We start from the raw sequence: 24,701 nt of genomic DNA, 5'->3' as shown, positions 1-24,701 counted from the left end.
ACACCATGGATATCCGTCCCATTCTCTCCACGCTCCGCCGGCATAAAACCGCCGCATCGCTGATCGTGCTCGAGATCGCCCTGACCTGCGCCATCGTCTGCAATGCGCTGTTCCTGATCGGGCAGCGCATCGAGAAGATCAACCAGCCCAGCGGCATCGCCGAGACCGAACTGATCGAAGTCCGCCTGGGCGGCATCGGCCCACAGGTCAACGCCGTGGCGCGCACCCGCGAGGATCTTGCCGCGCTGCAGGCGTTGCCGGGCGTCAAGAGTGCGGTCACCCTGAACCAGATCCCGTTCCGCAACAGTTCCTGGAATACGAGCGTGGGCCTGGTTCCCGACCAGGAGCGCCCGACGCTCAGCGCCTCGCAGTATTTCGGCCGCGAAGGCGCACTGGATACGTTGGGCGTGGAGCTGATCGCCGGTCGTGATTTCCAGCCCGATGAGTACCGGGACCTGGAAGTCGTCAAGAATGACGAAGCAGCCGCGGACGAAGGCTCGGCCGTCATCGTTACCCAGGCGATTGCGGACAAGATGTTCCCCGGCGGCGATGCACTGGGCAAGACGATCTATAGCGGCTCCATGCCGCTGCGCATCATCGGCATCGTCAAGGTACTCGCCCGCCCGACCGCTCGCGAAGGCGATTCACAGTTCTCGATGGTCCTGCCACTGCGCACTACCTATGACGAGGGCTTCTACCTGATCCGGGTCACCGATCCGACCCGGCGCGACGAAGTGCTCAAGTCCGCGGTGGCGGCATTGGAGCGGGTGGATTCAAGCCGCTTGGTGCACGGCAAGTACACCTACGAGGAGCAGCGCAGGAAGTACTTCGCCAATGACCGCGCCATGGTCGGCCTGCTGATCACCGTGTGCGTGGCCCTGCTGGTGGTGACCGCACTGGGCATCGTCGGCCTGGCCAGCTTCTGGGTGCAGCAGCGCACCAAGCAGATCGGCATCCGCCGTGCGCTGGGCGCGACCCGCAGCCAGATCCTGCGGTACTTCCAGACCGAGAACTTCCTGCTGGCCACGGTCGGCATCGTGCTGGGCATGTTAATGGCCTACACGATCAACCTGTGGCTGATGAACAACTACGAGCTGCCGCGCATGCCCATCAGTTACCTGCCGATCGGTGCGGTGCTGCTGTGGCTGCTCGGCCAGATCGCTGTCTTCGGCCCGGCCCGTCGCGCCGCGGCCGTTCCCCCTGCCGTTGCCACCCGGAGTGCCTGAAATGCACCAGACCCATCCCCAGAGCAAACACATGACCAAGACCAAGACCAGCATCACGACCCTGTTGTTGTCCCTCCTGCTGGCCAGCGCACCTGCGCTGGCCGCCACCCAGACCGATACCGCACGCCTGGAGTGGCGTGACGCCGGCCACCATCTGGTGGTGGATGCCCAGGATGGCATCGTGCGCGTCACGACCACCGAGCCGAGCAGCTACTTCGGCGTGCGCAGCGGCGATCGGATCCTGCGCGTGGATGGCCAGCCCGTACGGCGCATGGCCGACCTCACCCATGCGCTGGTCGGCAACAAGGCCACCCGGGTTCCGGTCACCGTGCTGCGCAAGGGCAACCAGGTGACCGTCGATGTCGATACCGCCGCCTGGAGCGAGGTGCTGGCGGTACCGACCCCGCCGATTCCGCAGGCGCCCGGCACCGGCGGCTGAGGCCAGCCGCGCCGGGCCATCTGCCCGTTGGCCCGGCGCTCCGGTACTCTTGAACCCACTTCCGGTCCTTCGTTGCCGCATGCCCTCGATCCTGATCATTGACGACAACGCCAGCGTCGGCACCGCACTGAACGTGCTGTTCTCGCTGCACGACATCGACACCCTGCACGCGCTTTCCCCCGAACAGGGGTTGGCCCTGCTGGAGCAGCAGCCGGTGGACCTGGTGATCCAGGACATGAACTTCACCGAAGACACCACGTCGGGCGAGGAAGGCGAGGCGCTGTTCCAGCAGATCCGCGCACGCCATCCGGACCTGCCGGTGATCCTGCTGACCGCCTGGACCCACCTGAGCAGCGCGGTGGATCTGGTCAAGGCCGGCGCGGCGGACTACCTGGCCAAGCCCTGGGACGACCGCAAGCTGCTGGTCACGGTCAACAACCTGCTGGAACTGTCCGAGACCCGCCGCGAACTCGACCGCCGCCGCGACCGCGAACAGCGCGATCGCTCGGCGCTGGAGGCCCGGTACGATCTGCGCGGTGCGGTGGTGGCCGACCCGGCCAGCGAGCGCGTGGTCAGCCTGGCCTGCCAGGTGGCGCGCTCGGCACTGCCGGTGCTGATCACCGGTCCCAACGGCGCGGGCAAGGAGAAGATCGCCGAGATCATCCAGGCCAATTCGCTGGTCGCCAAGGGCCCGTTCGTCGCGCTCAACTGCGGCGCGATTCCGGCCGAGCTGATCGAGGCCGAGCTGTTCGGTGCCGAGGCCGGCGCCTACACCGGCGCCAACAAGGCACGCGAAGGCAAATTTGAAGCCGCCGACGGCGGCACCCTGTTCCTCGACGAGATCGGCAACCTTTCCTCCAGCGGGCAGATGAAACTGCTGCGCGTGCTCGAGACCGGGCGATTCGAGCGGCTGGGCTCCAACCGCGAGCGCCAGGTCAAAGTCCGCGTGATCAGTGCGACCAATGCCGACCTGCCGGCCATGATCCGCGACGGCCAGTTCCGCGAAGATCTGTTCTACCGCCTCAATACCGTCGAGCTGGCCCTGCCGCCACTGGCCGAACGCCCCGGTGACATCCTGCCACTGGCCGAACGTTTCCTGGGCAGCGGCAAGCCGCTGTCCACCGCCGCCGCCACCGCCCTGCAGCGGCATCCCTGGCCGGGCAACGTGCGTGAACTGCGCAACGTGCTGCAGCGCGCCGAACTGCTGGCCAGCGGCCCCCGCATCGAGGCCGGTGACCTCAACCTGCCGCGTGCGGCCGCCCCGCGCGCGGCCAGCCCGACGGTGGACCCGGACCGCAGCCGGATCGAAACCGCGCAGGCCCACAACCACGGCATCATCGCCCAGACCGCTGCCGAACTCGGGCTCAGCCGCCAGGCGCTGTACCGGCGCATGGACCGCTACGGCATTCCACGCGAATGAAGCGGCGCTCGTTCACCTTCCGGCTGTTCCTGCGCCTGCTGCCGGTGCTGGCACTGGCGGCCGCCTTCCCGTGGTATCTGGCGTACTGGCTGGACCATGGCTGGGCGGTCACCACGATCTCGACCGTGGTGCTGATGGGCCTGATGTGGTGGAGCCTGAGCCGCGCGACCGCACCGATCCGCTCGCTGCTGCGCGCGCTGTCCGGCACCACCAGCAGCTATCGCGATGGCGAATACAACTTCGGCATCTACTGGCCCTCCAACGACGAACTCGGCGACCTGGTCCAGGCCCACCGCGAACTCGGCGATGTGCTGCGCGCACAGCGCCAGGACCTGGTCCAGCGCGAACTGCTGCTGGACACCATGGTGCAGAACACGCCGGTGTCGATGCTCCTGCTCACCCACGGGGGCGACGGCGTGCAGCGCGTGGTGTTCTCCAACCTGGCCGCGCGCAAGCTGCTGCACAGCGGCTGGAAGCTGGAAGGCCAGCGCATGCACGATGTCATGGCGGCGATGCCGATCGAGCTGCGCGACGCTATCGCCCGTGGCGGCGACAGCCTGTTCGCGGTCCGCGGCGAGGGCCAGGACAGCGACGATGAGCGCGACGAAGACGATGAGCAGATCTACCATCTGTCACGCCGCAACTTCCACCTCAACGGCCGCCCGCACGACCTGCTGCTGATCCGCCTGCTCACTGCCGAACTGCGCCGCCAGGAGGTACAGACCTGGAAGAAGGTGATCCGCGTGATCAGCCACGAGTTGAACAATTCGCTGGCCCCGATCGCCTCGCTCGCCCACTCCGGTGGCGAGCTGGTCCGGCGCGGCAAGACCGAGCGGCTGGAAGAAGTGTTCGGCACGATCGAAGAGCGCGCGCGGCACCTGGAAGGGTTCATCCGCGGCTATGCACGCTTCGCCAAACTGCCGCAGCCGCAGCTGCAGACCGTGCAGTGGAACCTGTTCCTGGGCGGGCTGCAGCACCAGATTCCGTTCCGCATGGCCGAGGTGCCCGACGACCTGCACAGCCGCGTGGACATCGCCCAGCTGGGGCAGGCGCTGCTGAACCTGCTCAAGAATGCGCATGAAGCGTGCAGCGAAGCCGAACCGCCCAACGACGATGTCGAGGTCCGCCTGACCCGGCTGCCGCAGTGGTTGCGGCTGGAAGTCCTGGATCGCGGCAAGGGCATGAACGAGGCGGTGCTGCAGAATGCGTTGATGCCGTTCTATTCGACCAAGCGCAACGGCACCGGACTCGGCCTGGCGCTTACCCGCGAGATCGTCGAGGCACATGGCGGCCGCATTTCGCTGCAGAACCGCCGCGAGGGCGGCCTGTGCGTGGCGGTGTTCCTGCCGGCCGACGCCCGGTAGTGCCGGCCGCTGGCCGGCACCGTCGCGGCCCGGGATCGGCTGGTTGCCGGCCAGCGGCCGGCATTACTTCTTCGTGGGGCGCTTCCAGCCGTCGATGGTTTCCTGGCGTGCGCGCGCGACGGTCAGCTTGTCGGCCGGGGCGCCGCGGGTGATCACCGAGCCGGCGGCGACAGTCGCGCCTTCACCGATCACCACCGGCGCGACCAGCGAGCTGTTGGAGCCGATGAAGGCCCGGTCGCCGATGGTGGTCTGCGATTTGTTCACGCCGTCGTAGTTGCAGGTGATGGTGCCCGCGCCGATGTTGACCTTGCTGCCGATCACCGCATCGCCCAGATAGGTGAGGTGGTTGGCCTTGCTGCCGGCGCCGAGCACGACCTTCTTGGTTTCCACGAAATTGCCGACGTGCGAGCCCTCGGCCAGCACGGTACCCGGGCGCAGGCGCGCGAACGGACCGATCTTCGCCGCGCCTTCACTGATCACGCCATCCAGGTCGCAGTGCGGCTTGACCACGGTGCCCGCGGCCAGGGTGACGTCCTTGAGCCGGGTGAACGCGCCGATGCTGACGCCGTCGCCCAGCACCACGCGCCCTTCCAGGATCACGTTGACGTCGATCTGCACGTCACTGCCGACGGTGACCGGGCCACGGATGTCCAGCCGCGCCGGATCCAGCACGCGCGCGCCCTGCGCGCACAGTGCACGCACTTCGCGCAGCTGCCAGGCACGTTCGAGCTGGGCCAGCTGCCACGGGTCGTTGGCGCCTTCGGCGTCCTGCGGGTCCTGCACGAAAGCCATCTCGGCCGGGGTGTAGTCACTCGCTGCCGCGGCAAAGATGTCGGTCAGGTAGTACTCGCCCTGCGCGTTGGCATTGGAAAGCTGGGACAACCAACGGCGCAGCGCGGTCGATTCGGCGGTGATGATGCCGGTATTGATGGTGCGGATGCTGCGCTGTTCGTCGCTGGCATCCTTCTGTTCGACGATCGCACCGACCTTGCCCTCGGCGTTGCGCACGATCCGGCCGTAGCCGGTCGGGTCGGCGACCTCGGCCACCAGCACGGCCAGGCGGCCCGGCTGCGACAGCAGGTGGCGCAGCGTCTCGCCGCGGATCAACGGCACGTCGCCGTACAACACCAGAACCGTTGCCGCATCCGGTACTTCCGGCATGGCCTGCAGCACGGCATGCCCGGTGCCCAGCTGCCGGCTCTGCTCTGCCCAGTGCAGGTCCGGCTGGTCCGCGAAGGCCTGCCGCACCGCCTCACCGCCATGGCCATAAACCACGTGGATCGCCTCGGGCTGCAGCTGGCGCGCGGTGTCGATGACGTGGGCAAGCATCGGGCGGCCGGCAATGGGCTGCAGCACTTTCGGCAGGGCCGACTTCATGCGCTTGCCGGCGCCGGCGGCCAGGATGATCACGTGCAGGGGCTGGGTCATGGGCAGATCACGTTCCGGGAATCGTAGAAGGGAATTCTAGTGCGCCGCTCGTTAACATGTGGGATTGCCCGCACCCGGATCGCACGTGAGTCTCCTCCGCCAAGGCAGCAGCTATCTCGTCATCGGCCTGATCCAGCTCGCGCTGGACTGGGCCGTGTTCGTGGCTGCCACCGCGCTGGGCATGCCTGCGGCACCCGGCAATCTGCTGGGGCGCGTGAGCGGCATGCTGCTCGGCTTCTGGCTCAATGGCCGTTACACCTTTGCCCGCGATGGCGAACACCGGCTGGGCTGGCCACGGTTCGTGCGCTTCGTGCTGCTGTGGGGCGTGCTGACCGCGATCAGTACGCTGCTGGTGACGCTGGCGGCCGAGCATCTCGGGCTTCGCTACGCGTGGCTGGCCAAACCCCTGGTCGAAGGTGGCCTGGCAGCGGTGTCGTTCCTGCTGATGCGGACGCTGATCTTCCGCTGAGCCGGCATCGCCGGAGGCAGGCAAAAAAAAAGGTTCTTCTCCCATCTGAGGGGAGAAGGCGCACGGCCGACCAGCTAGATTTGTAGTTGTCGAGAAAACAAACCGAGGCCGGCCGTGGCCAAGCTGGATTGTATGCCGTTGCTGGGAGGCTGGGCGGGGTATCGCCTGGATGGATGGCGCCGCGAGGCACGTGGCGGAGCCACGTGGCTGGTGCTTTCGCTGTTGCCTGATTCACGCCGCCGACGACGCTGCAGTGGCTGCGGCAAGTGGGTCGTGGCCATCCACGACCAGACGCTCCGGCGCATCCGTGACTTGCCCGTGTTCGACGAGCCGGTGGAGTTGGAAGTCCAGCGGCAGCGGCTGGCCTGCCCTCGCTGCGGGCCGAAACTGGAGCACTTGGATTGGCTGGAGCGGCATGCCCGGGTAACGCAACGGCTTGCGCAGAGCGTGGCACGCATGTGCGCCACCACCTCGATCCATGCCACCGCAAAGTGGCATGGTCTGGACTGGAAGACGGTCAAAGCGCTTGATTTCAGGCATCTGATGCAGACGCTGGGCCCAGTGGACCTATCGGACGTACGCGTGATCGCGATGGACGAGTTTGCGATCCAGAAGGGGCATCGCTACGCCACCGTGGTCGTCGAGCCATCGCGCAAGCGCGTGCTCTGGGTCGGCCGAGGACGCAGCCGCGCTGACATCCGTCCCTTCTTTGAACTACTCGGCAGGGTCGGTTGCGAACGCATCCAAGCCGTAGCAATGGACATGAATTCGGCCTTTGATGTGGAGGTCAAAGCCCAGTGCCCCAATGCTGAAGTGGTCTACGACCTCTTCCATGTCGTGGCCAAGTACGGGCGCGAAGTCATTGATCGGGTGCGGGTGGACGAGGCCAATCGCCTACGCACCGACAAGCCCGCGCGACGGGTGGTGAAGACCTCGCGCTGGCTCCTGCTGCGCAACCGGCAAAACGTCCCGGCCGAGCAGCGCGTCCAACTCGAGGAGCTGCTGGCCGCCAACAAAGCCCTGCTGACCACTTATCTGCTCAAAGACGACCTGAAGCAGCTGTGGCGCTACCGAAGCCAGAGCTGGGCGGAGAAGGCCTGGCGGTCATGGAAGCATCGCGCCCTGCGAAGCGGGCTGGAGCCGCTGCGCATCTTTGTCCGCCGTCTGCAGCCTTATCTCCCGGGCATCCTGGCCCACTGCCGATGGCCGCTCGGGACGAACCTGGTGGAAGGCATCAACAACAAGATCAAGGTCATCAAGCGCGTTGCCTACGGATACCGAGATGACGCGTACTTCTTCCTGAAGATCCGGGCGGCCTTCCCCGGAGTTGGGTGAAGAACCAAAAAAAACGCCGGCAAGCCGGCGTTTTCCCTTCGCGGATGGCGCCGTCGCGCCACTCCGCTCAGTGCTTGAGGTTCTTGCGCAGGCGCTCCAGCGCCTGCAGCTGGGCGGACACTTCCGCCAGGCGCTGCTGCGCTTCGGCCACTTCCATTGCTTCACCACGGTTGGCCAGGATGCGCTCGGCTTCTTCCTTGGCCTTGCGGACCGAGGCTTCGTCGATGTCCTGGGCACGGATCGCGGTGTCGGCCAGCACGGTCACGACCTGCGGCTGCACTTCGAGAATGCCGCCGGAGATGGCGAAGTCGATCTGCTCGCCGCTTGGCGTGGTCACCACCACCTTGCCCGGCTTCAGGCGGGTGATCAGCGGGGCGTGCTTGGGCGCGATGCCCAGCTCACCCAGCTCACCGGTGGCCACGACCAGGGTCGCCTCACCACGGAAGATTTCCTGCTCGGCGCTGACGATGTCGCAACGGATGGTGCTCATGAAACTCTTCTCGCTTTAGGGCGGGCTGGCGCCCACCGCAGGATGTCCTCAGCGGTGGGCATGCGCCCACCCCGTGTGACGGGTCGGGACGGGCATGGCGCCCGTCCCCGCCGCATCAGGCCTTTTCAGCCATCTTCTTGGCCTTCTCGACCGCTTCTTCGATGCTGCCGACCATGTAGAACGCCTGTTCCGGCAGGTGGTCGTATTCGCCATCGACGATGGCCTTGAAGCCACGGATGGTGTCCTTCAGCGACACGTACTTGCCCGGCGAGCCGGTGAACACTTCGGCCACGTGGAACGGCTGGCTGAAGAAGCGCTCGATCTTGCGGGCGCGGGTCACGGCCTGCTTGTCTTCTTCGGACAGTTCGTCCATGCCCAGGATCGCAATGATGTCCTTCAGTTCCTTGTACTTCTGCAAGGTCTGCTGGACGCGCTGGGCGGTGTCGTAATGCTCGTTGCCGATGACCAGCGGGTCCATCTGGCGGCTGGTGGAATCCAGCGGATCCACGGCCGGGTAGATACCCAGCGAGGCGATCGAACGCGACAGGGTCACGGTCGAATCCAGATGGGCGAACGTGGTGGCCGGCGACGGATCGGTCAAGTCATCGGCGGGCACGTACACGGCCTGGATCGAGGTGATCGAGCCATTCTTGGTCGAGGTGATGCGCTCCTGCAGGACGCCCATTTCCTCGGCCAGGGTCGGCTGGTAACCCACCGCCGACGGCATACGACCCAGCAGTGCCGACACTTCGGTACCGGCCAGGGTGTAGCGGTAGATGTTGTCGACGAACAGCAGCACGTCCTTGCCCTTGCCGTTCTCGTCCTTCTCGTCGCGGAAGTACTCGGCCATGGTCAGGCCGGTCAGGGCGACGCGCAGACGGTTGCCCGGCGGCTCGTTCATCTGGCCGTACACCATCGCGACCTTGTCCAGGACGTTGGAGTCCTTCATCTCGTGGTAGAAGTCGTTGCCCTCACGGGTACGCTCACCCACGCCGGCGAACACGGACAGACCGCTGTGCGCCTTGGCGATGTTGTTGATCAGTTCCATCATGTTGACGGTCTTGCCGACGCCGGCGCCGCCGAACAGGCCGACCTTGCCGCCCTTGGCGAACGGGCACATCAGGTCGATGACCTTGATGCCGGTTTCCAGCAGCTCGGTAGCCGGGGACTGGTCTTCGTACGACGGGGCCGAACGATGGATTTCCCAGGTATCACTGGCAGCCACCGGACCGGCTTCGTCGATCGGGCGACCGAGCACGTCCATGATGCGGCCCAGGGTGCCTGCGCCGACCGGCACCGAGATGGCGCGTTCGGTGTTGGTGGCGACCAGGTTGCGCTTCAGGCCATCGGTGGAGCCCAGCGCGATGCAACGGACCACGCCGTCGCCGAGCTGCTGCTGCACTTCCAGCGTGATTTCGGTGTTGTCCACCTTCAGCGCGTGGTACACCTTCGGCACCGACTCGCGGGGGAATTCGACGTCGACGACGGCGCCGATGATCTGAACGATCTTGCCCTGACTCATTGCTGCAATCCTCTAATGTGTGCTTTGACTGTGCGCGTCAGACTGCTGCCGCGCCGCCGACGATTTCGGAGATTTCCTGGGTGATCGCTGCCTGGCGCGCCTTGTTGTAGACGAGCTGCAGGGTGCCGATCAGCTTGTTCGCGTTGTCACTGGCCGACTTCATCGCGACCATGCGGGCTGCATGCTCGGACGCGACGTTTTCCAGCACGGCCTGGTACACCAGCGACTCGACGTAACGCGTCATCACGTGCTCGAGCACGGTCGCGGCGTCGGGTTCGTACAGGTAGTCCCAGTCGTGATGCGCGACCTGCTTCTCAGCCGCCGGCAACGGCAGCAGCTGATCGAAGCTGGCCTTCTGCGTCATCGTGTTGATGAAGCGGTTGTAGACCAGGTACACGCGATCGACCTTGCCTTCGGTGAACGCATCGAGCATCACCTTGATCACGCCGATCAGCTGTTCCAGGTGCGGCACATCGCCCATGTGGGTGACGGTGCCGACCATGTTGACCTTGACGCGACGGAAGAAGGTCGAGGCCTTCTGGCCGACGGTGACCACGTCGATCTCGGCGCCCTTGTCCTGCCACTGGCGCACTTCGCCCAGCATCTTGCGGAACAGGTTGTTGTTCAGGCCGCCCGCCAGACCGCGGTCGGAAGAGACCACGATGTAACCGACGCGCTTGACCTCGTCACGCTGGACCAGGAACGGATGCTGGTAGTCGGTGCTGGCCTGGGCCAGGTGACCGATCACCTGCTTCATCGCCTGCGCATACGGACGCGACGTCTTCATCCGCTCCTGCGCCTTGCGGATCTTGGAGGCCGAGACCATTTCGAGCGCACGCGTCACCTTGCGGGTGTTCTGCACGCTCTTGATCTTGGTTTTGATTTCGCGTCCGCTTGCCATCTCTTCTTCCCGTGGCGCGGGGCACAGGCCCCGCGTTTGACGTAGAGCGGAGCGTTGCTCCGCTGCTTTCAGCCCAGCGGAGCAGCGCTCCGCTCTACAGGACCGGTATTACCAGCTGCCGGTGGTCTTGAACTCGGTGATGCCCTTCTTGAAGGCAGCTTCGATGTCATTGTCCCAGCCGCCGGTCGCGTTGATCTTGCTGATCAGCTCGCCCTGGGTGTTGGCGAAGTGCGCATGCAGACCTTCTTCCAGCGCCAGCAGCTTGTTGACCGGCACGTCGTCGAGGTAACCCTCGTTGACGGCGTAGATCGACAGCGCCTGGTTGGCGATGGACATCGGGGCGTACTGCTTCTGCTTCATCAGCTCGGTGACGCGCTGACCGCGCTCGAGCTGCTTGCGGGTGGCTTCGTCCAGGTCCGAGGCGAACTGCGCGAAGGCCGCCAGTTCACGGTACTGGGCCAGCGAGATACGGATGCCGCCGGACAGCTTCTTGATGATCTTGGTCTGGGCCGCACCACCGACGCGCGACACCGAGATACCGGCGTTCACGGCCGGGCGGATGCCCGAGTTGAACAGATCGGTTTCCAGGAAGATCTGGCCGTCGGTGATCGAGATCACGTTGGTCGGCACGAAGGCCGAGACGTCACCGGCCTGGGTTTCGATGATCGGCAGCGCGGTGAGCGAGCCGGTCTTGCCCTTGACGGCACCGTCGGTGAACTTCTCCACATACTCTTCGGACACGCGGGCAGCGCGCTCGAGCAGGCGGGAGTGCAGGTAGAACACGTCACCCGGGTAGGCTTCACGGCCCGGCGGACGCTTCAGCAGCAGCGAGATCTGGCGGTAGGCGACGGCCTGCTTGGACAGATCGTCGTACACGATCAGCGCGTCTTCGCCGCGGTCCATGAAGTACTCACCCATGGTGCAGCCCGAGTAGGCGCTGATGTACTGCATCGCGGCCGATTCAGACGCGGTCGCAGCGACCACCACGGTGTGCGCCAGGGCGCCGTTCTCTTCCAGCTTGCGCACGATGTTGGCCACGGTCGAGGCCTTCTGGCCGATCGCGACGTACACGCACTTGATGCCGGTTTCTTTCTGGTTGATCACCGCATCGATGGCCAGGGCGGTCTTGCCGGTCTGGCGGTCACCGATGACCAGCTCGCGCTGGCCGCGACCGATCGGGATCATCGAGTCGACGGACTTGTAACCGGTCTGCACCGGCTGGTCGACCGACTTGCGCCAGATCACGCCCGGCGCAACGCGCTCCACCGGCGCGGTGGCCTTGGCCGCGATCGGGCCCTTGCCATCGATCGGCTCACCGAGCGCGTTCACGACGCGGCCCAGCATTTCCGGACCGACCGGCACTTCCAGGATGCGGCCGGTGGTCTTGGCGACGTCGCCTTCGCGCAGGTGCTCATAGCCACCCAGGACCACGGCGCCGACCGAGTCGCGCTCCAGGTTCAGGGCCAGGGCGAAGGTGTTGTTCGGCAGTTCGATCATTTCGCCCTGCATCACGTCGGCCAGACCGAAGATGCGCACGATGCCGTCGGACACGCTGGTCACGGTGCCTTCGTTGCGCGATTCCGCGGCCAGCTTGACCTTCTCGATGCGGTTCTTGATCAGTTCGCTGATTTCGGAGGGGTTGAGCGTGGTTGCCATCGTCAAGTCCTAGTGCCGGCAATCACGCCGGACGTTAAATGAATTCAGTTAGCGAGCGCGGTCTGCAGGCGCGACAGCTTGCCCTTGAGCGAGCCATCGATGACCACATCGCCGGCGTCGATCACGGCACCGCCGATCAGCGACGCATCGACCGCGGTCGTCACGTCCACCTCGCGGCCGAAGCGCTTGCGCAGCGCGGCCTTGATGGCGTCCAGTTCGGCGCCGGACAGTTCGGTGGCCGAGGTCACCGTGGCCTTGACCACGTGTTCGGCTTCAGCGCGCAGCTGGTCGTACATGCCGGCGATTTCCGGCAGCAGCGGCAGACGGTGCGCATCGGCCAGGATGGCCAGGAAGCGACCGAAGGTCTCGCTGGACGATTCCGGCACCAGCATCGCGACGGCATCGTCGCGGTCCAGTTCCGGGTTCGACAGCAAGGCCGCCACGCGCGGGTCGGCAGCTACGTGGGCGGAGAACGCAAGCGCGTCCGACCACGGCGCGAACGTGCCTTCGTCGCGCGCGGTCGCGAACGCGGCGCGGGCATACGGGCGTGCAAGCGTGAGGGCCTGGCTCATCGATCAGATCTCCGAGGCCAGCTCGTCGAGCAGCGCCTTGTGGGCGTTGGCGTCGATTTCGCGCTTGAGCAGCTTTTCGGCACCGCTCACGGCCAGGGCGGACACCTGCTTGCGCAGATCTTCACGGGCACGGTTGGCGGCAGCTTCGATCTCGGCGTGGGCCAGGTCTTTCTGGCGGTTGGCTTCGACGATGGCTTCATTCTTGGCGGCATCAACGATCTGGTTGGCGCGTGCGTGGGCCTGATCGATGATCTCGTTGGCCTTGGTGCGCGCATCCTTCAGTGCATCGTTGACCTTTTCCTGCGCCTGGGCCAGATCCTTCTGGCTGCGGTCGGCAGCGGCGAGGCCTTCAGCGATCTTCTGCTGACGCTCTTCGATGGCGTTCATCAACGGCGGCCAGATCTTGGTCGCGATGATCCAGATCAGACCGGCAAACGCCAGTCCCTGGGCAACGAGGGTAAAACCGATATCCATGGGGTTCGCTCAATCGGGGGTGACGGGGTGGATGGGCCGCCTTGGCGGCGCATCCGATCCTTCATCCGCGATCAGGCGCACACGGCGCCTGATCGTTTCGCTGTTGCTGGATTAACCAGCAACCTGCGGCAGGCGTGCAACGAACTCGCCGATCATCGGGTTGGCGAAGGCCAGCAGCAGGCCGACGGCGACCGAGATGATGAACGCGGCGTCGATCAGGCCGGCGGTGATGAACATGCGGACCTGCAGAACCGGAATCAGTTCCGGCTGACGGGCAGCCGATTCCAGGAACTTACCGGCCATGATGGCCAGACCGAGACCGGCACCCAGCGCGGCCAGGCCGATCATGATGCCGACGGCGAGGACGGTGGAGCTCTGGACTTGGGCGAGGTTGGTCAGGACGGCGAAGTACATGGTTTTCTCCTGGAACTTTGAATAGCTAAGGGTTTAGAAACAAACGGATGAAGGGTGAAGCGAAACTCAGTGAGCGTCTTCCGACAGGCTCAGGTACACGATGGACAACATCATGAAGATGAACGCCTGCAGCGGAATCACCAGCAGGTGGAACAGCATCCAGCCCAGGCCGAATGCACCGCCTGCGATGGCACCGGCGATACCCGCACCGCCCAGCACCCAGATCAGCAGGAAGACGATTTCGCCGCCGAACATGTTGCCGAACAGTCGCATCGCCAGCGAAATCGGCTTGCTCAGCCACTCGACGATGTTGAGGATCAGGTTGAACGGCATCATCCACTTGCCGAACGGCGCGGTCAGGAATTCCTTGGTGAAACCACCCAGGCCCTTGGAACGCAGCGCGAAGAACAGCATCAGGAAGAACACGCTGATCGACATGCCCAGGGTGGCATTGACGTCAGCGGTGGGGACCGGCTTCCAGTACGGCACGCCGAGGGCTTCCAGCGGCATGGCGATGAAGTCGGCCGGGATCATCTTGATGAGATTCATCATGAGGATCCAGAAGAACAGGGTGATCGCGATCGGGGTCACCAGCTTGCTGGTGCCGTGGTAGGTGTCCTTGGCCTGGCGGTCAACGAACTCCAGGCAGATCTCGACGAATGCCTGCCACTTGCCCGGGACGCCGGCGGTGGCCTTGCGGGTTGCCATCCAGAAGCCGAACACCATCAACAGGCCCATCAGGACCGAAGTCACAATGGTGTCGACGTGAATCGCCCAGAAACCACCTTCCTGCATATGGAACGTCAGGTTGTGCAGGTGATGTTGGATGTAGGAGGTGGGTGTCAGCGCCTCGCCTGCCATGTGTCCGGAACCTTGAGTTAAATGAAAATTGGATCAGCGCCTGGCCAGAGCCAGGACCTGGAACATCAATCCGACGGCGATACCGGCCAGCAGCGCCAATGCAGGCAGCTTGAAGACCAGGAAACCCACCATCAGGACGCCGAATACGAGCACCCACTTTGCCACGACCGCCAGAATCAGGCGGGTCATCGCCGAGCCTGCGGCCTGCACCCCACCCCCCAGCGCCATCCGCGCAGCCACCCAGCCGGCCGCCGAAACCGCCACGCCGGAGAGCAACGCCCCCAGGGCTGCCTTCGGGCCTCCCCACAGCAGCAGGGCCAGAGCCAGGACAGCCACTGCAACGAGCGGGTAAACCGCTGCGCGCAGCATCAGTCGCCGACCCGCGTCAACGGAGTTCAGCACGTGAATGTCCTGCATGGTTGTGAGTAGGAAAGGCCGAGGTCGCAAGCTAGCGCCTCGTCGAGCCGCCAAATTATAGCAATGGGACAATTTGAGAGACAACCGCTGCCTGTTCATCCCGGATGTAAGCCCGCCGTTGGCGGCTCTTGCGAACCTGTTCCACCACCGGGCCAATCCCACTGCGCAAAGGGACACGCGATGCGGCGGTGCAGCATATTGAACTTTGGTCGCACGGTCCGGTCATAACGACCAGCCTGCCGTTGAATCCTCGTCGGCGTCCCGCGCGCAGGCCAGTACAGGGTGGCCCCGAAGCCCTCTCCGGGGCCACCCTCTTTTTGCGGCCTGCGGCGCTGGCGGCCGGGTCGAACAACGCCGGCGGGTAGCGCGTGTAACGGCGTCTGGCCCGGGAACCGGCCAGCAAACCGCCCTGCGGTAAGCGAAAGTGCATGAACGGTACACACAGCCTCCACCATACCTTCACGAATGGTGGACGTCGCAGTGGGCAATGTGACGCCAAATCACTAGAACCACCGCAAGGACCCCCGATGCGCCCGATGCTCTCCCTGCTTGCCGTGCCAGTCGCACTGGCCGCGCTTTCCTACGCCGCTCCGTCCCACGCTGCCGAAGGCGATGACCGCTTCGCCCTGCGCCTGGGTGCGATGCAGATCGATTCGGACAACACGATCCGAGGCAACACCAACATCGCTGGCCAGGATGTGGGCTTCTCCGAAGATTTCGGCCTCGGTGGCAAGGAATGGGAGCCGCGCGTGGACGGCATGTTCCGCATCAGCAACCGCCAGCGCCTGCTGTTCAACTACTTCAAGTACGACAAGGATCGCCGCGAGACCCTCGACCAGGGTGTGAGCTTCGGCGATACCAACGTGCCGGCCGGCAGCTTCATCAAGGGTGAGCTGAAGTATCAGGTCGCCAGCCTGGTGTACGACTACTCGGTCGTGGACACCGACAAGTTCGACCTCGGCCTGCAGCTGGGTGCCGAGTACGCCAAGGTGAGCACCAAGGCTTACGCGGATGTCGGTGATCTGTACCAGGGCGAGTTCCTGGACGAGAAGGCCGACGGTGTCGCCCCGGTGGTTGGTGCACGCCTGAGCTTCACCCCGTCCGAGAAGTGGATGATCACCTTCCAGGGCCAGTACCTGAACACCAAGTGGGGCAACTTCGATGATTACGACGGCGACCTGAGCCGTGCCAATGCGATCGTCGATTACCGCTTCACCAAGAACTTCGGCGTGTTCGCCGGCTACGACTGGTTCAAGCTCGACGTCGATCAGACCGGCAGCGATGGCACGATCGGTCTGAAGCAGGAGTTCAAGGGTCCGGTGGCAGGCGTCAGCTTCGTCTTCTAAGCCCTTCGCACTACCTCTCTCCAAGCGCGGCCTCCGGGATATCGGGGCCGCGTTTATTTGGTTCTTCACCCAACTCCGGGGAAGGCCGCCCGGATCTTCAGGAAGAAGTACGCGTCATCTCGGTATCCGTAGGCAACGCGCTTGATGACCTTGATCTTGTTGTTGATGCCTTCCACCAGGTTCGTCCCGAGCGGCCATCGGCAGTGGGCCAGGATGCCCGGGAGATAAGGCTGCAGACGGCGGACAAAGATGCGCAGCGGCTCCAGCCCGCTTCGCAGGGCGCGATGCTTCCATGACCGCCAGGCCTTCTCCGCCCAGCTCTGGCTTCGGTAGCGCCACAGCTGCTTCAGGTCGTCTTTGAGCAGATAAGTGGTCAGCAGGGCTTTGTTGGCGGCCAGCAGCTCCTCGAGTTGGACGCGCTGCTCGGCCGGGACGTTTTGCCGGTTGCGCAGCAGGAGCCAGCGCGAGGTCTTCACCACCCGTCGCGCGGGCTTGTCGGTGCGTAGGCGATTGGCCTCGTCCACCCGCACCCGATCAATGACTTCGCGCCCGTACTTGGCCACGACATGGAAGAGGTCGTAGACCACTTCAGCATTGGGGCACTGGGCTTTGACCTCCACATCAAAGGCCGAATTCATGTCCATTGCTACGGCTTGGATGCGTTCGCAACCGACCCTGCCGAGTAGTTCAAAGAAGGGACGGATGTCAGCGCGGCTGCGTCCTCGGCCGACCCAGAGCACGCGCTTGCGCGATGGCTCGACGACCACGGTGGCGTAGCGATGCCCCTTCTGGATCGCAAACTCGTCCATCGCGATCACGCGTACGTCCGATAGGTCCACTGGGCCCAGCGTCTGCATCAGATGCCTGAAATCAAGCGCTTTGACCGTCTTCCAGTCCAGACCATGCCACTTTGCGGTGGCATGGATCGAGGTGGTGGCGCACATGCGTGCCACGCTCTGCGCAAGCCGTTGCGTTACCCGGGCATGCCGCTCCAGCCAATCCAAGTGCTCCAGTTTCGGCCCGCAGCGAGGGCAGGCCAGCCGCTGCCGCTGGACTTCCAACTCCACCGGCTCGTCGAACACGGGCAAGTCACGGATGCGCCGGAGCGTCTGGTCGTGGATGGCCACGACCCACTTGCCGCAGCCACTGCAGCGTCGTCGGCGGCGTGAATCAGGCAACAGCGAAAGCACCAGCCACGTGGCTCCGCCACGTGCCTCGCGGCGCCATCCATCCAGGCGATACCCCGCCCAGCCTCCCAGCAACGGCATACAATCCAGCTTGGCCACGGCCGGCCTCGGTTTGTTTTCTCGACAACTACAAATCTAGCTGGTCGGCCGTGCGCCTTCTCCCCTCAGATGGGAGAAGAACCGTTTTTTTTGGGTTGCGGGGTGGGGCAACAGCATGGTGATCGGGTGGCGGGCACGGATACCCTGTCGGGCGAATGTCCCCGGCGACGGCCTGTGGCCGTCACCTCCTCCTTGATTTAGCCCCACAGGGTATCCGTACCCGCCCCGACAAGTTCCGGTGGTGGCCTGCAGGAGAGCGCCAGGCGCCCGAGCGAAGCTGGATCGACAACACCAGAAACAAAAAACCCCGGCTTTCGCCGGGGTTTTTCGTTGCATTACTTCTTCTTCGGCATGTACAGATCGGTGATCGTGCCGTCGTAGATCTCCGCGGCCATTGCCACCGATTCGCTCAGCGTCGGATGGGCGTGGATGGTGTGGCCGATGTCCTCGGCCTCCGCGCCCATCTCGATCGCCAGGCCGATCTCGGCCAGCAGGTCACCGGCGTGCACGCCGACGATCGCGCCACCGATGATGCGGTGGGTCTCTTCGTCGAAGATCAGCTTGGTGAAGCCCTCGGTACGGCCGATGCCGATCGCGCGGCCGCTGGCGGCCCACGGGAACTTGGCTACGCCGACCTTCAGTCCCTTGGCCTTGGCTTCGGTTTCGGTCACGCCGACCCACGCGATTTCCGGGTTGGTGTAGGCCACCGACGGAATCACGCGCGCCACCCATTCCTTCTTCTCGCCGGCGGCCACTTCCGCGGCCAGCTTGCCCTCGTGCGTGGCCTTGTGGGCCAGCATCGGGTTGCCGACGATGTCGCCGATCGCAAAGATGTGCGGCACGTTGGTGCGCATCTGGCGGTCCGCCGGGATGAAGCCACGGTCGGTGACCTGCACGCCGGCCTTCTCAGCATCGATCTTCTTGCCGTTCGGCGAGCGGCCCACGGCGACCAGCACGCGGTCGAAGGTGGTTGCCTCCAGACCCGGCTTTTCGCCTTCCACGGCGGCTTCGAAGGACACGGTGATGCCGGCCTTGTCGGCCTTGACGTCGGTCGCCTTGGTCTTCAGGTGCACCACGATGCCCTGCTTCTTCAGGCGATCGGCCAGCGGCTTGACCAGGTCCTTGTCGGCGCCCGGCATCAGCTGGTCCATGAACTCGACCACGGTCACTTCACTGCCCAGCGCGCCGTACACGGTCGCCATTTCCAGGCCGATGATGCCGCCACCGACCACCAGCAGCTTGCCCGGCACGTCCGCCAGTTCCAGCGCATCGGTGGAGTCCATGACGCGCTTGTCGTCCCACGGGAAGTTCGGCAGCTTCACCGCCTGCGAACCGGCGGCGATGATGCACTGCTCGAAGCGCAGCAGCTGGGTCTTGCCGTCGTCGCCGACGATCTCCAGCTCGTTGGCCGAGACGAACATCGCCAGGCCCTGCACGGTGCGCACCTTGCGCTGCTTGGCCATGCCGGCCAGGCCCTTGGTCAGCTGGGTGACCACCTTTTCCTTGTAGCTGCGCAGCTTGTCCAGGGTGATGGTCGGCTTGCCGAACTCGACGCCGAAATCACCGGCATGGGCAACTTCATCGATCACTGCGGCGGCATGCAGCAGCGCCTTGGACGGGATGCAGCCCACGTTGAGGCAGACGCCACCGAGGCTGGCATAACGTTCCACCAGTACGGTGTCCACGCCCAGATCGGCCGAGCGGAAGGCAGCGGTGTAACCGCCCGGGCCGGCGCCCAGCACCACCATCTTGCACTCGATGTCGGCCGGCTTGCCCGAGGACAGCGCCGGCTGCGGCGCGGCCGGTTCGGCCGGGGCGCGGTGCGAGGGGGTCACCGGCGGCTTGCTGGCCGGTGCGTCGGCCTTGGGTGCCTCGGCCTTGGCCGGCGCGGCCGCTGCAGCCGCCTCACCCTCAGCCTCCAGCAGCAGCACCACATCGCCTTCGGAGAGGTTGTCGCCGAGCTTGACCTTGATTTCCTTGACCACGCCAGCAGCCGACGAGGGCACTTCCAGCGTTGCCTTGTCCGATTCCAGCGTGACCAGACCCTGGTCCTTCTTCACCGTGTCACCCACGGCGACCAGCAGTTCGATCACCGGCACACCGCTGTAATCGCCGATGTCGGGAACCTTGATTTCAATTGCGGCCATTCGTGTTCTCCTGGTGCTCAGCCGGCCTTGCCGCCGAGCAGTTGCTGCAGTTCTTCGAGCGACTCGTCCAGATCTTTCCAGCGACGGTCGAGCTTCTTTTCCCTGGTGTCGCTGGCCTGGATCGGCAGCGCCACCTGTTTCATCATCCGCCGGCCCGCACCACACGCCAGGCCGGTGCCGCTGTAACGCTGGCCCTCCACGGTGGAGGACCGCACGTTATCGTCCAGCACCGGCGCCCTGCGCTCGCTGCACCATCGGCAGCGCCATCAGCAGCCCGGCCAGGACCAGGCCCTGCTTCACAGCAGGACGCGCCGCATGTCGGCCAGCACCTGCGAGAGGTAGGTGGTGAAGCGGGCGGCCAGCGCGCCATCGATGACGCGGTGGTCATAGCTCAGCGACAGCGGCAGCATCAGCTTCGGCGCGAACTCCTTGCCGTTCCAGACCGGCTGGATCGACGACTTGGACACGCCCAGGATGGCCACTTCCGGCGCATTGACGATCGGGGTGAACGCAGTGCCACCAATGCCGCCCAGCGAGCTGATCGAGAAGCAGCCACCGCTCATGTCCGCCGGGCCGAGCTTGCCATCACGCGCCTTCTTGGCCAGTTCGCCGGATTCCTGCGCGATCTGCACCACGCCCTTCTTGTCGACATCGCGGATCACCGGCACGACCAGGCCGCTCGGCGTATCGGCCGCGAAGCCGATGTTGAAGTACTTCTTCAGGGTCAGGTTCTCGCCGCTGGCATCCAGCGAAGCGTTGAACTCCGGGAACTTCTTCAGTGCCGCGGCGCTGGCCTTGACCAGGAAGGCGAGCATGGTCAGCTTGATGCCGGCCTTCTCGTTTTCCTTGTTCAGGGCCACGCGCAGGGCTTCCAGCTCGGTGATGTCAGCCTGCTCGAACTGGGTGACGTGCGGAATCATCGCCCAGTTGCGGGCCAGGTTCGCGCCCGAAATCTTCTTGATGCGCGACAGCGGCTGGACCTCGACCTCACCGAACTTGCTGAAGTCGACCTTCGGCCAGGCCAGCAGGTTCAGGCCGCCACCGGCCGCCACCGTGCCGCCAGCGGCGGCGCCGCCGCCGGCCAGGGCCGACTTGACGAACTTCTGCACGTCGGACTTGGTGATGCGGCCACCCTTCTCGGTGCCGCTCAGCTGGTTCAGGTCCACGCCCAGCTCGCGGGCGAACACGCGCACGGCCGGCGAGGCATAGGGCACCTTCTGCGGCAGCACGCTGTCGGCGTTGAAGGCGACCGGCGGGCTGGTCGGCGAGCCGCCCGACGGGGCAGCAGCGGCCGGGGCCGGCTGGGTCGGCTTGGCGGCGGACTGTTCGATGTCACGGGCGGCCAGCTTGTCCGGCTCGGCCGGGGCGGCGACGGGTTCGACCTTGGTCGCGGTCTCGGCCGCTTCGGTCTTGGCGGCCGGGGCCGGGGCAGCCGCAGCGGCCGGCGCGGCGGCCTCTTCGCTGACTTCGATCAGGGCCACGAGCTTGCCCTCGGAGAGGTTGTCGCCGACCTTGACCTTGATTTCCTTGACGATACCGGCCACCGAGGACGGCACTTCCATCGTGGCCTTGTCCGATTCCAGCGTCACCAGACCCTGGTCTTTCTTGACGGTATCTCCAACGGCGACCAGTACCTCGATTACCGGGATATCGCTGTAGTCACCGATATCGGGGACAAGTGCTTCCTTGATTTCGGCCATGGGGAAAACTCCGGCAATCTGGTGTAGGGAATCGCCTATTGTGGGGGTATCGCGCGCCAGCGCCAACCGGCTTGGCGAATTTTCCGCCCCCCTGTCCCGGGACAGGCTGTTGCAGGCATCTGCTTTGGCCGCATTCGGCTTGGCACAGTGCAAAGCGGAATTTTCCAGTCGGTACCGTATTGTCCGCCGCTGTCCCCGCCTCAGCGGCGCACGGCATCGAACAGCGGCTGCCACGCCTGCACCAGCCGGGGCAGCGGCCAGGCCGCATTGGCGGGGCTGGTGGAGGGCAGCGACCAGACCGGCAACGCCTGCGCCCGTCCGACAAGCGCGGGCGCGATGAACCGCTGGAACGCGCGGTAGGCGGTGCCGCCATTGCAGGCGATCGCGCACAGCGCGGGCAGCCCCTCGATCAGTGCGCCCAGCGCATTGGGGATTTCACTGCCACGCACGATCGACGCATCCAGGCTGCCGCGCCGTTCGCACTGCCCGATCACATCCCACACGCCCACGCCGGTCGCATTCAGTGCATGCATGCGATCGGGATAAGCAAGCGTTGCGTCGATCCCGCACAGCACGCCCATCAACGGCCAGAAACGATTGCGCGGATGCGCGTAGTACTGCGCGGCCTGCAGCGACGCCACGCCGGGCATCGAGCCGAGCACCAGCACGCGGCATCCTGCATTCAGCTGCGCAGGAAAGCCGATGCAGCGTGTTGTTTCCATCACACGGTCACCAGATGCATGAATGTCGGAGGTTGCATGATCGCCCGGAAATACAGCGGTTTCGCACTGATCGCTGAATGGAAACAACTAAAATTTAACGCGCGTCGGATGCGATTCATATTGCGGGGACTACGGTTGCCTCGCCCCACAACACCGGGGCCCAGAACAAAAACATCCTGAGGAGATTCCCCCATGCGCTCCATCCGTACTCTGACCCTGGCTACCCTGACTGCTCTTGCTTTTGCGCCGGCTGCTTTCGCGCAGGACAGCACCGTTGATACCGCGTCCGGCAAGCACTTCGCCGTGGTCGGCGGCGTCTCGCTGCTGCAGCCGAAGAATGACCCGCTGGACGGCGTGCGCAAGGTGGACGGTGGCCCGGCCCCGACCCTGAGCTTCAGCTACTACATCAACGACAACTGGGCCGTGGAACTGTGGGGCGCAGCGGACAAGTTCGACCACCGCGTGCGCGGCACCGATGGCGCCCGCCTGGGCACCGTCGAGCAGCAGCCGATCGCGCTGAGCGGCCAGTACCACTTCGGCCAGGCCGACAACGTGTTCCGTCCGTTCGTGGGCGCCGGTTACTACGAGTCCAACTTCAGCAATGAAGACCTCGCCAGCGACATCGGCCACATCGGTGTGAAGACCGCCAAGGGCGCGATCGGCACCGTCGGCGTGGACATGAACATCAACAGCACCTGGTTCGCCCGCGCCGATGCCCGCTACATGCATTCGCGCCCGGAACTGACCGTCAACGGCGAAGGCACCGGCGACAAGGCCAAGCTGGATCCGTGGACCGTGGGCTTCGGCATCGGCGCGCGCTTCTAAGCACGCCTCTTCCGCACCACGCAGTACGCACAACGGGCCCCTTGCGGGCCCGTTGTCGTTGTGGGGCCCGCTACTTTCATCGGGCGTTGCCGACCACTGCCCGACACTGGCCACCACGGCGGACCACGCCGATCCGCCCCGGGGAACCGATGCGCGAGTCCTTCGACATGCTGGTGGTGGGCGGCGGCATCAATGGCGCCGGGATCGCGCGGGATGCGGCCGGGCGCGGGCTCTCGGTATGTCTGTGCGAGCAGGATGACCTGGCCGCCCACACCTCCAGCGCCAGCACCAAGCTGATCCACGGTGGCCTGCGCTACCTGCAGCAGGGTGAAGTCGCGTTGGTGCGCAAGGCGCTCAACGAACGCGAAACGCTGCGCCAGCTCGCCCCGCACCTCATTGCCCCGACTACGTTCGTGCTGCCGCATGCGCGCCATCTGCGCCCGGCCTGGATGCTGCGTGCCGGCCTGTGGCTGTACGACCACCTGGGCCGCCCCAATCCGCATTTCCCGCCCTCGCAGCGCATCGACCTGCAACGCGATCCCCGCGGCGAGACGTTGCAGCCGGGCTACCGGACCGGCTTCACGTATGCGGACGCCCGCGTCAACGATGCCCGGCTGGTGGTGCTCAACGCACTGGATGCACACGAGCGCGGTGCCGATATCCGCACCCGCACCCGCTGCGAACAGTTGATCCGCCACCGCGACCACTGGTGGGCGGTGCTGCGTACGGCCAGCGGCGACGTGCAGCGCATCCGCGCCCGCTGCGTGGTCAACGCCAGCGGCCCCTGGGCCGGCACGGTGCTGCAGCGCGCGGGGCTGGATGCACCGCTCGGGCTGCGGCTCGTGCAGGGCAGCCACCTGGTGGTGCCGCGCCTGTTCGCACATGACAGCGCCTACCTGTTCCAGCAGCCCGACCAGCGCGTGGTGTTCGCGATCCCGTTCGAGCAGGACTTCACCCTGATCGGCACCACCGATACCGATTACGACGGTGATCCGGCGTGGGTCAAACCGCGCGCGGAGGAGCAGGCCTATCTGCTTGATGCGGTGAACCGGTTCCTGCGCTTGCCGGTCGAGGCCGAGGACATCGTCTGGCGCTACAGCGGCGTGCGCCCGCTGCTGGCCGATCATCATCGCGCTGCATCGCAGGTCACCCGCGATTACCGGTTGGAGCTGGATACCGCCGGAGCCCCGCTGCTGAGCGTGCTGGGCGGCAAACTCACCACGTATCGCGCGTTGGCCGAGGAAGCGCTTGGGCGCCTGTCACCCTCGCTGCCGGCGATGGGACCGGCCTGGACGGCCGGCGGGCCACCGCTGCCCGGTGGCGACGGTGGCGACGCGGTACAGGTGGCTGAGACCCTGCAGCGCGATCATCCTCACCTGTCCCCTGCCCTGCTCCAGCGCCTGGCCACCAGCTACGGCACGCGCGCAAGCGGCCTGCTTGCCGGCGCCCAGACACGCGACGCATTGGGCCAGGACCATGGCGGCGGCCTGCACGAGCGCGAGCTGGACTACCTGATCACGCACGAATGGGTACGCACCGCCGAGGACGTGCTGTGGCGCCGCAGCCATCTCGGCCTGCGGCTGGACGCTGCACAGCGCGAGGCCCTGGCGGCCACCGTGCAGGCGCGCGTTTCGATGCCGTAGGCTGTATGTCTGTCACGCCTCACGGCATCGATTCCACGGAGCAG

24 protein-coding genes are annotated in these 24,701 nt (G+C 65.4%); 9 read left to right on the top strand and 15 right to left on the bottom strand.

The features are described 5' to 3' along the window. Nucleotides 1-5 precede the first annotated feature (5 nt). From POS15_RS20095 to POS15_RS20080, 4 genes are all read left to right on the top strand, one after another. Nucleotides 6-1,226 carry an FtsX-like permease family protein gene (locus tag POS15_RS20095; protein WP_046273141.1) on the top strand — a complete coding sequence of 407 codons (1,221 nt, stop codon included), beginning with the start codon at nt 6-8 and terminating at the stop codon, nt 1,224-1,226. Nucleotides 1,227-1,257: 31 nt separating this feature from the next. Then, a complete protein-coding gene (locus POS15_RS20090; protein WP_070471988.1) occupies nt 1,258-1,665 on the top strand; it encodes a PDZ domain-containing protein in 408 nt (135 codons plus the stop codon). A gap of 79 nt (nt 1,666-1,744) precedes the next feature. Next, complete coding sequence (locus tag POS15_RS20085; protein ID WP_284128743.1) at nt 1,745-3,085, top strand: sigma-54 dependent transcriptional regulator; 1,341 nt, start codon at nt 1,745-1,747, stop codon at nt 3,083-3,085. Further along, nucleotides 3,082-4,449 (top strand): HAMP domain-containing sensor histidine kinase, encoded by a 1,368-nt coding sequence (locus POS15_RS20080; RefSeq protein ID WP_019183640.1) that lies wholly within the window; start codon nt 3,082-3,084, stop codon nt 4,447-4,449. The genes POS15_RS20085 and POS15_RS20080 overlap by 4 nt, the downstream gene beginning before the upstream one ends. A 63-nt stretch (nt 4,450-4,512) precedes the next feature. On the opposite strand, the gene glmU is transcribed toward POS15_RS20080, so the two are convergent. Next, on the bottom strand, nt 4,513-5,877 hold the full coding sequence (gene glmU / locus POS15_RS20075) for a bifunctional UDP-N-acetylglucosamine diphosphorylase/glucosamine-1-phosphate N-acetyltransferase GlmU (protein WP_284128742.1): 1,365 nt from the start codon (nt 5,875-5,877) through the stop codon (nt 4,513-4,515). An 85-nt stretch (nt 5,878-5,962) separates the two neighbouring features. On the opposite strand from glmU, the gene POS15_RS20070 reads away from it, so the two are divergent. Further along, nucleotides 5,963-6,346, top strand: coding sequence for a GtrA family protein (locus POS15_RS20070; RefSeq protein ID WP_284128741.1), 384 nt, complete (start codon nt 5,963-5,965; stop codon nt 6,344-6,346). Nucleotides 6,347-6,460: 114 nt separating this feature from the next. Then, nucleotides 6,461-7,681, top strand: coding sequence for an ISL3 family transposase (locus POS15_RS20065; RefSeq protein WP_284128102.1), 1,221 nt, complete (start codon nt 6,461-6,463; stop codon nt 7,679-7,681). Nucleotides 7,682-7,748: 67 nt separating this feature from the next. Here the strand turns inward: POS15_RS20065 and POS15_RS20060 are convergent, their stop codons facing one another. From POS15_RS20060 to POS15_RS20020, 9 genes are all read right to left on the bottom strand, one after another. After that, nucleotides 7,749-8,171 (bottom strand): F0F1 ATP synthase subunit epsilon, encoded by a 423-nt coding sequence (locus tag POS15_RS20060; RefSeq protein WP_019183637.1) that lies wholly within the window; start codon nt 8,169-8,171, stop codon nt 7,749-7,751. A 115-nt stretch (nt 8,172-8,286) separates the two neighbouring features. Continuing rightward, the gene (gene atpD / locus POS15_RS20055) at nt 8,287-9,693 is read right to left on the bottom strand and encodes a F0F1 ATP synthase subunit beta (protein WP_019183636.1); all 1,407 of its coding nucleotides are present in this window, start codon (nt 9,691-9,693) and stop codon (nt 8,287-8,289) included. Nucleotides 9,694-9,730: 37 nt separating this feature from the next. Beyond that, nucleotides 9,731-10,594, bottom strand: coding sequence for a F0F1 ATP synthase subunit gamma (atpG, locus tag POS15_RS20050; RefSeq protein WP_019183635.1), 864 nt, complete (start codon nt 10,592-10,594; stop codon nt 9,731-9,733). Nucleotides 10,595-10,702: 108 nt separating this feature from the next. Beyond that, nucleotides 10,703-12,250, bottom strand: a complete 1,548-nt coding sequence (gene atpA / locus POS15_RS20045) for a F0F1 ATP synthase subunit alpha (RefSeq protein ID WP_019183634.1) — start codon at nt 12,248-12,250, stop codon at nt 10,703-10,705. Between the two features lie 44 nt (nt 12,251-12,294). Continuing rightward, the gene (locus POS15_RS20040; protein ID WP_019183633.1) at nt 12,295-12,822 is read right to left on the bottom strand and encodes a F0F1 ATP synthase subunit delta; all 528 of its coding nucleotides are present in this window, start codon (nt 12,820-12,822) and stop codon (nt 12,295-12,297) included. Between the two features lie 3 nt (nt 12,823-12,825). After that, entirely contained in the window at nt 12,826-13,296 is a 471-nt protein-coding gene (locus tag POS15_RS20035; protein WP_019183632.1) for a F0F1 ATP synthase subunit B, read from the bottom strand. Nucleotides 13,297-13,407: 111 nt separating this feature from the next. After that, complete coding sequence (atpE, locus tag POS15_RS20030) at nt 13,408-13,710, bottom strand: F0F1 ATP synthase subunit C (protein ID WP_017354883.1); 303 nt, start codon at nt 13,708-13,710, stop codon at nt 13,408-13,410. Nucleotides 13,711-13,776: 66 nt separating this feature from the next. Then, nucleotides 13,777-14,571 carry a F0F1 ATP synthase subunit A gene (gene atpB / locus POS15_RS20025; RefSeq protein WP_046273137.1) on the bottom strand — a complete coding sequence of 265 codons (795 nt, stop codon included), beginning with the start codon at nt 14,569-14,571 and terminating at the stop codon, nt 13,777-13,779. Nucleotides 14,572-14,604: 33 nt separating this feature from the next. Continuing rightward, complete coding sequence (locus POS15_RS20020) at nt 14,605-14,973, bottom strand: hypothetical protein (RefSeq protein ID WP_026069845.1); 369 nt, start codon at nt 14,971-14,973, stop codon at nt 14,605-14,607. 542 nt (nt 14,974-15,515) lie between these two features. On the opposite strand from POS15_RS20020, the gene POS15_RS20015 reads away from it, so the two are divergent. Beyond that, the gene (locus POS15_RS20015) at nt 15,516-16,334 is read left to right on the top strand and encodes a hypothetical protein (RefSeq protein WP_019183629.1); all 819 of its coding nucleotides are present in this window, start codon (nt 15,516-15,518) and stop codon (nt 16,332-16,334) included. Between the two features lie 65 nt (nt 16,335-16,399). On the opposite strand, the gene POS15_RS20010 is transcribed toward POS15_RS20015, so the two are convergent. The 5 genes from POS15_RS20010 to POS15_RS19990 form a co-directional block, all read right to left on the bottom strand. Continuing rightward, nucleotides 16,400-17,620 (bottom strand): ISL3 family transposase, encoded by a 1,221-nt coding sequence (locus tag POS15_RS20010; RefSeq protein WP_284128102.1) that lies wholly within the window; start codon nt 17,618-17,620, stop codon nt 16,400-16,402. 335 nt (nt 17,621-17,955) lie between these two features. Then, nucleotides 17,956-19,767: a dihydrolipoyl dehydrogenase gene (gene lpdA / locus POS15_RS20005; RefSeq protein ID WP_284128740.1), complete on the bottom strand. Its 1,812-nt coding sequence runs from the start codon at nt 19,765-19,767 to the stop codon at nt 17,956-17,958. 17 nt (nt 19,768-19,784) lie between these two features. After that, the gene (locus tag POS15_RS20000; RefSeq protein WP_102789368.1) at nt 19,785-19,982 is read right to left on the bottom strand and encodes a hypothetical protein; all 198 of its coding nucleotides are present in this window, start codon (nt 19,980-19,982) and stop codon (nt 19,785-19,787) included. Nucleotides 19,983-20,063: 81 nt separating this feature from the next. Beyond that, on the bottom strand, nt 20,064-21,467 hold the full coding sequence (aceF, locus tag POS15_RS19995; RefSeq protein ID WP_019183625.1) for a dihydrolipoyllysine-residue acetyltransferase: 1,404 nt from the start codon (nt 21,465-21,467) through the stop codon (nt 20,064-20,066). A 200-nt stretch (nt 21,468-21,667) separates the two neighbouring features. After that, nucleotides 21,668-22,189, bottom strand: coding sequence for a DNA-deoxyinosine glycosylase (locus POS15_RS19990; protein ID WP_284128739.1), 522 nt, complete (start codon nt 22,187-22,189; stop codon nt 21,668-21,670). A 192-nt stretch (nt 22,190-22,381) separates the two neighbouring features. Between POS15_RS19990 and POS15_RS19985 the strand changes: the two genes are divergently transcribed. Together POS15_RS19985 and glpD are read left to right on the top strand one after the other, a co-directional pair. Next, nucleotides 22,382-23,014 carry an OmpW family outer membrane protein gene (locus tag POS15_RS19985; RefSeq protein ID WP_019183623.1) on the top strand — a complete coding sequence of 211 codons (633 nt, stop codon included), beginning with the start codon at nt 22,382-22,384 and terminating at the stop codon, nt 23,012-23,014. Nucleotides 23,015-23,163: 149 nt separating this feature from the next. Then, on the top strand, nt 23,164-24,657 hold the full coding sequence (gene glpD / locus POS15_RS19980) for a glycerol-3-phosphate dehydrogenase (protein WP_284128738.1): 1,494 nt from the start codon (nt 23,164-23,166) through the stop codon (nt 24,655-24,657). Nucleotides 24,658-24,701 lie beyond the last annotated feature (44 nt).

The organism is Stenotrophomonas sp. BIO128-Bstrain, from assembly GCF_030128875.1.
Lineage (GTDB): Bacteria > Pseudomonadota > Gammaproteobacteria > Xanthomonadales > Xanthomonadaceae > Stenotrophomonas > Stenotrophomonas bentonitica_A.
The sequence above is the reverse complement of the archived record's forward strand: the minus strand, read 5'-3'. Positions and strand labels throughout refer to the sequence as shown.

Excerpts from the sequence above, each read along its gene's own strand:
- POS15_RS20060 (WP_019183637.1), bottom strand. The coding sequence starts at position 8,171 with ATGAGCACCATCCGTTGCGACATCGTCAGCGCCGAGCAGGAAATCTTC.
- atpE (WP_017354883.1), bottom strand. The coding sequence starts at position 13,710 with ATGTACTTCGCCGTCCTGACCAACCTCGCCCAAGTCCAGAGCTCCACC.
- atpB (WP_046273137.1), bottom strand. The coding sequence starts at position 14,571 with ATGGCAGGCGAGGCGCTGACACCCACCTCCTACATCCAACATCACCTG.
- POS15_RS20090 (WP_070471988.1), top strand. The coding sequence starts at position 1,258 with ATGACCAAGACCAAGACCAGCATCACGACCCTGTTGTTGTCCCTCCTG.
- glpD (WP_284128738.1), top strand. The coding sequence starts at position 23,164 with ATGCGCGAGTCCTTCGACATGCTGGTGGTGGGCGGCGGCATCAATGGC.
- POS15_RS19985 (WP_019183623.1), top strand. The coding sequence starts at position 22,382 with ATGCGCTCCATCCGTACTCTGACCCTGGCTACCCTGACTGCTCTTGCT.
- POS15_RS20040 (WP_019183633.1), bottom strand. The coding sequence starts at position 12,822 with ATGAGCCAGGCCCTCACGCTTGCACGCCCGTATGCCCGCGCCGCGTTC.
- POS15_RS20080 (WP_019183640.1), top strand. The coding sequence starts at position 3,082 with ATGAAGCGGCGCTCGTTCACCTTCCGGCTGTTCCTGCGCCTGCTGCCG.
- POS15_RS20015 (WP_019183629.1), top strand. The coding sequence starts at position 15,516 with ATGCGCCCGATGCTCTCCCTGCTTGCCGTGCCAGTCGCACTGGCCGCG.
- POS15_RS19990 (WP_284128739.1), bottom strand. The coding sequence starts at position 22,189 with ATGGAAACAACACGCTGCATCGGCTTTCCTGCGCAGCTGAATGCAGGA.
- atpA (WP_019183634.1), bottom strand. The coding sequence starts at position 12,250 with ATGGCAACCACGCTCAACCCCTCCGAAATCAGCGAACTGATCAAGAAC.
- glmU (WP_284128742.1), bottom strand. The coding sequence starts at position 5,877 with ATGACCCAGCCCCTGCACGTGATCATCCTGGCCGCCGGCGCCGGCAAG.
- POS15_RS20035 (WP_019183632.1), bottom strand. The coding sequence starts at position 13,296 with ATGGATATCGGTTTTACCCTCGTTGCCCAGGGACTGGCGTTTGCCGGT.
- aceF (WP_019183625.1), bottom strand. The coding sequence starts at position 21,467 with ATGGCCGAAATCAAGGAAGCACTTGTCCCCGATATCGGTGACTACAGC.
- lpdA (WP_284128740.1), bottom strand. The coding sequence starts at position 19,767 with ATGGCCGCAATTGAAATCAAGGTTCCCGACATCGGCGATTACAGCGGT.
- atpG (WP_019183635.1), bottom strand. The coding sequence starts at position 10,594 with ATGGCAAGCGGACGCGAAATCAAAACCAAGATCAAGAGCGTGCAGAAC.
- POS15_RS20085 (WP_284128743.1), top strand. The coding sequence starts at position 1,745 with ATGCCCTCGATCCTGATCATTGACGACAACGCCAGCGTCGGCACCGCA.
- atpD (WP_019183636.1), bottom strand. The coding sequence starts at position 9,693 with ATGAGTCAGGGCAAGATCGTTCAGATCATCGGCGCCGTCGTCGACGTC.
- POS15_RS20095 (WP_046273141.1), top strand. The coding sequence starts at position 6 with ATGGATATCCGTCCCATTCTCTCCACGCTCCGCCGGCATAAAACCGCC.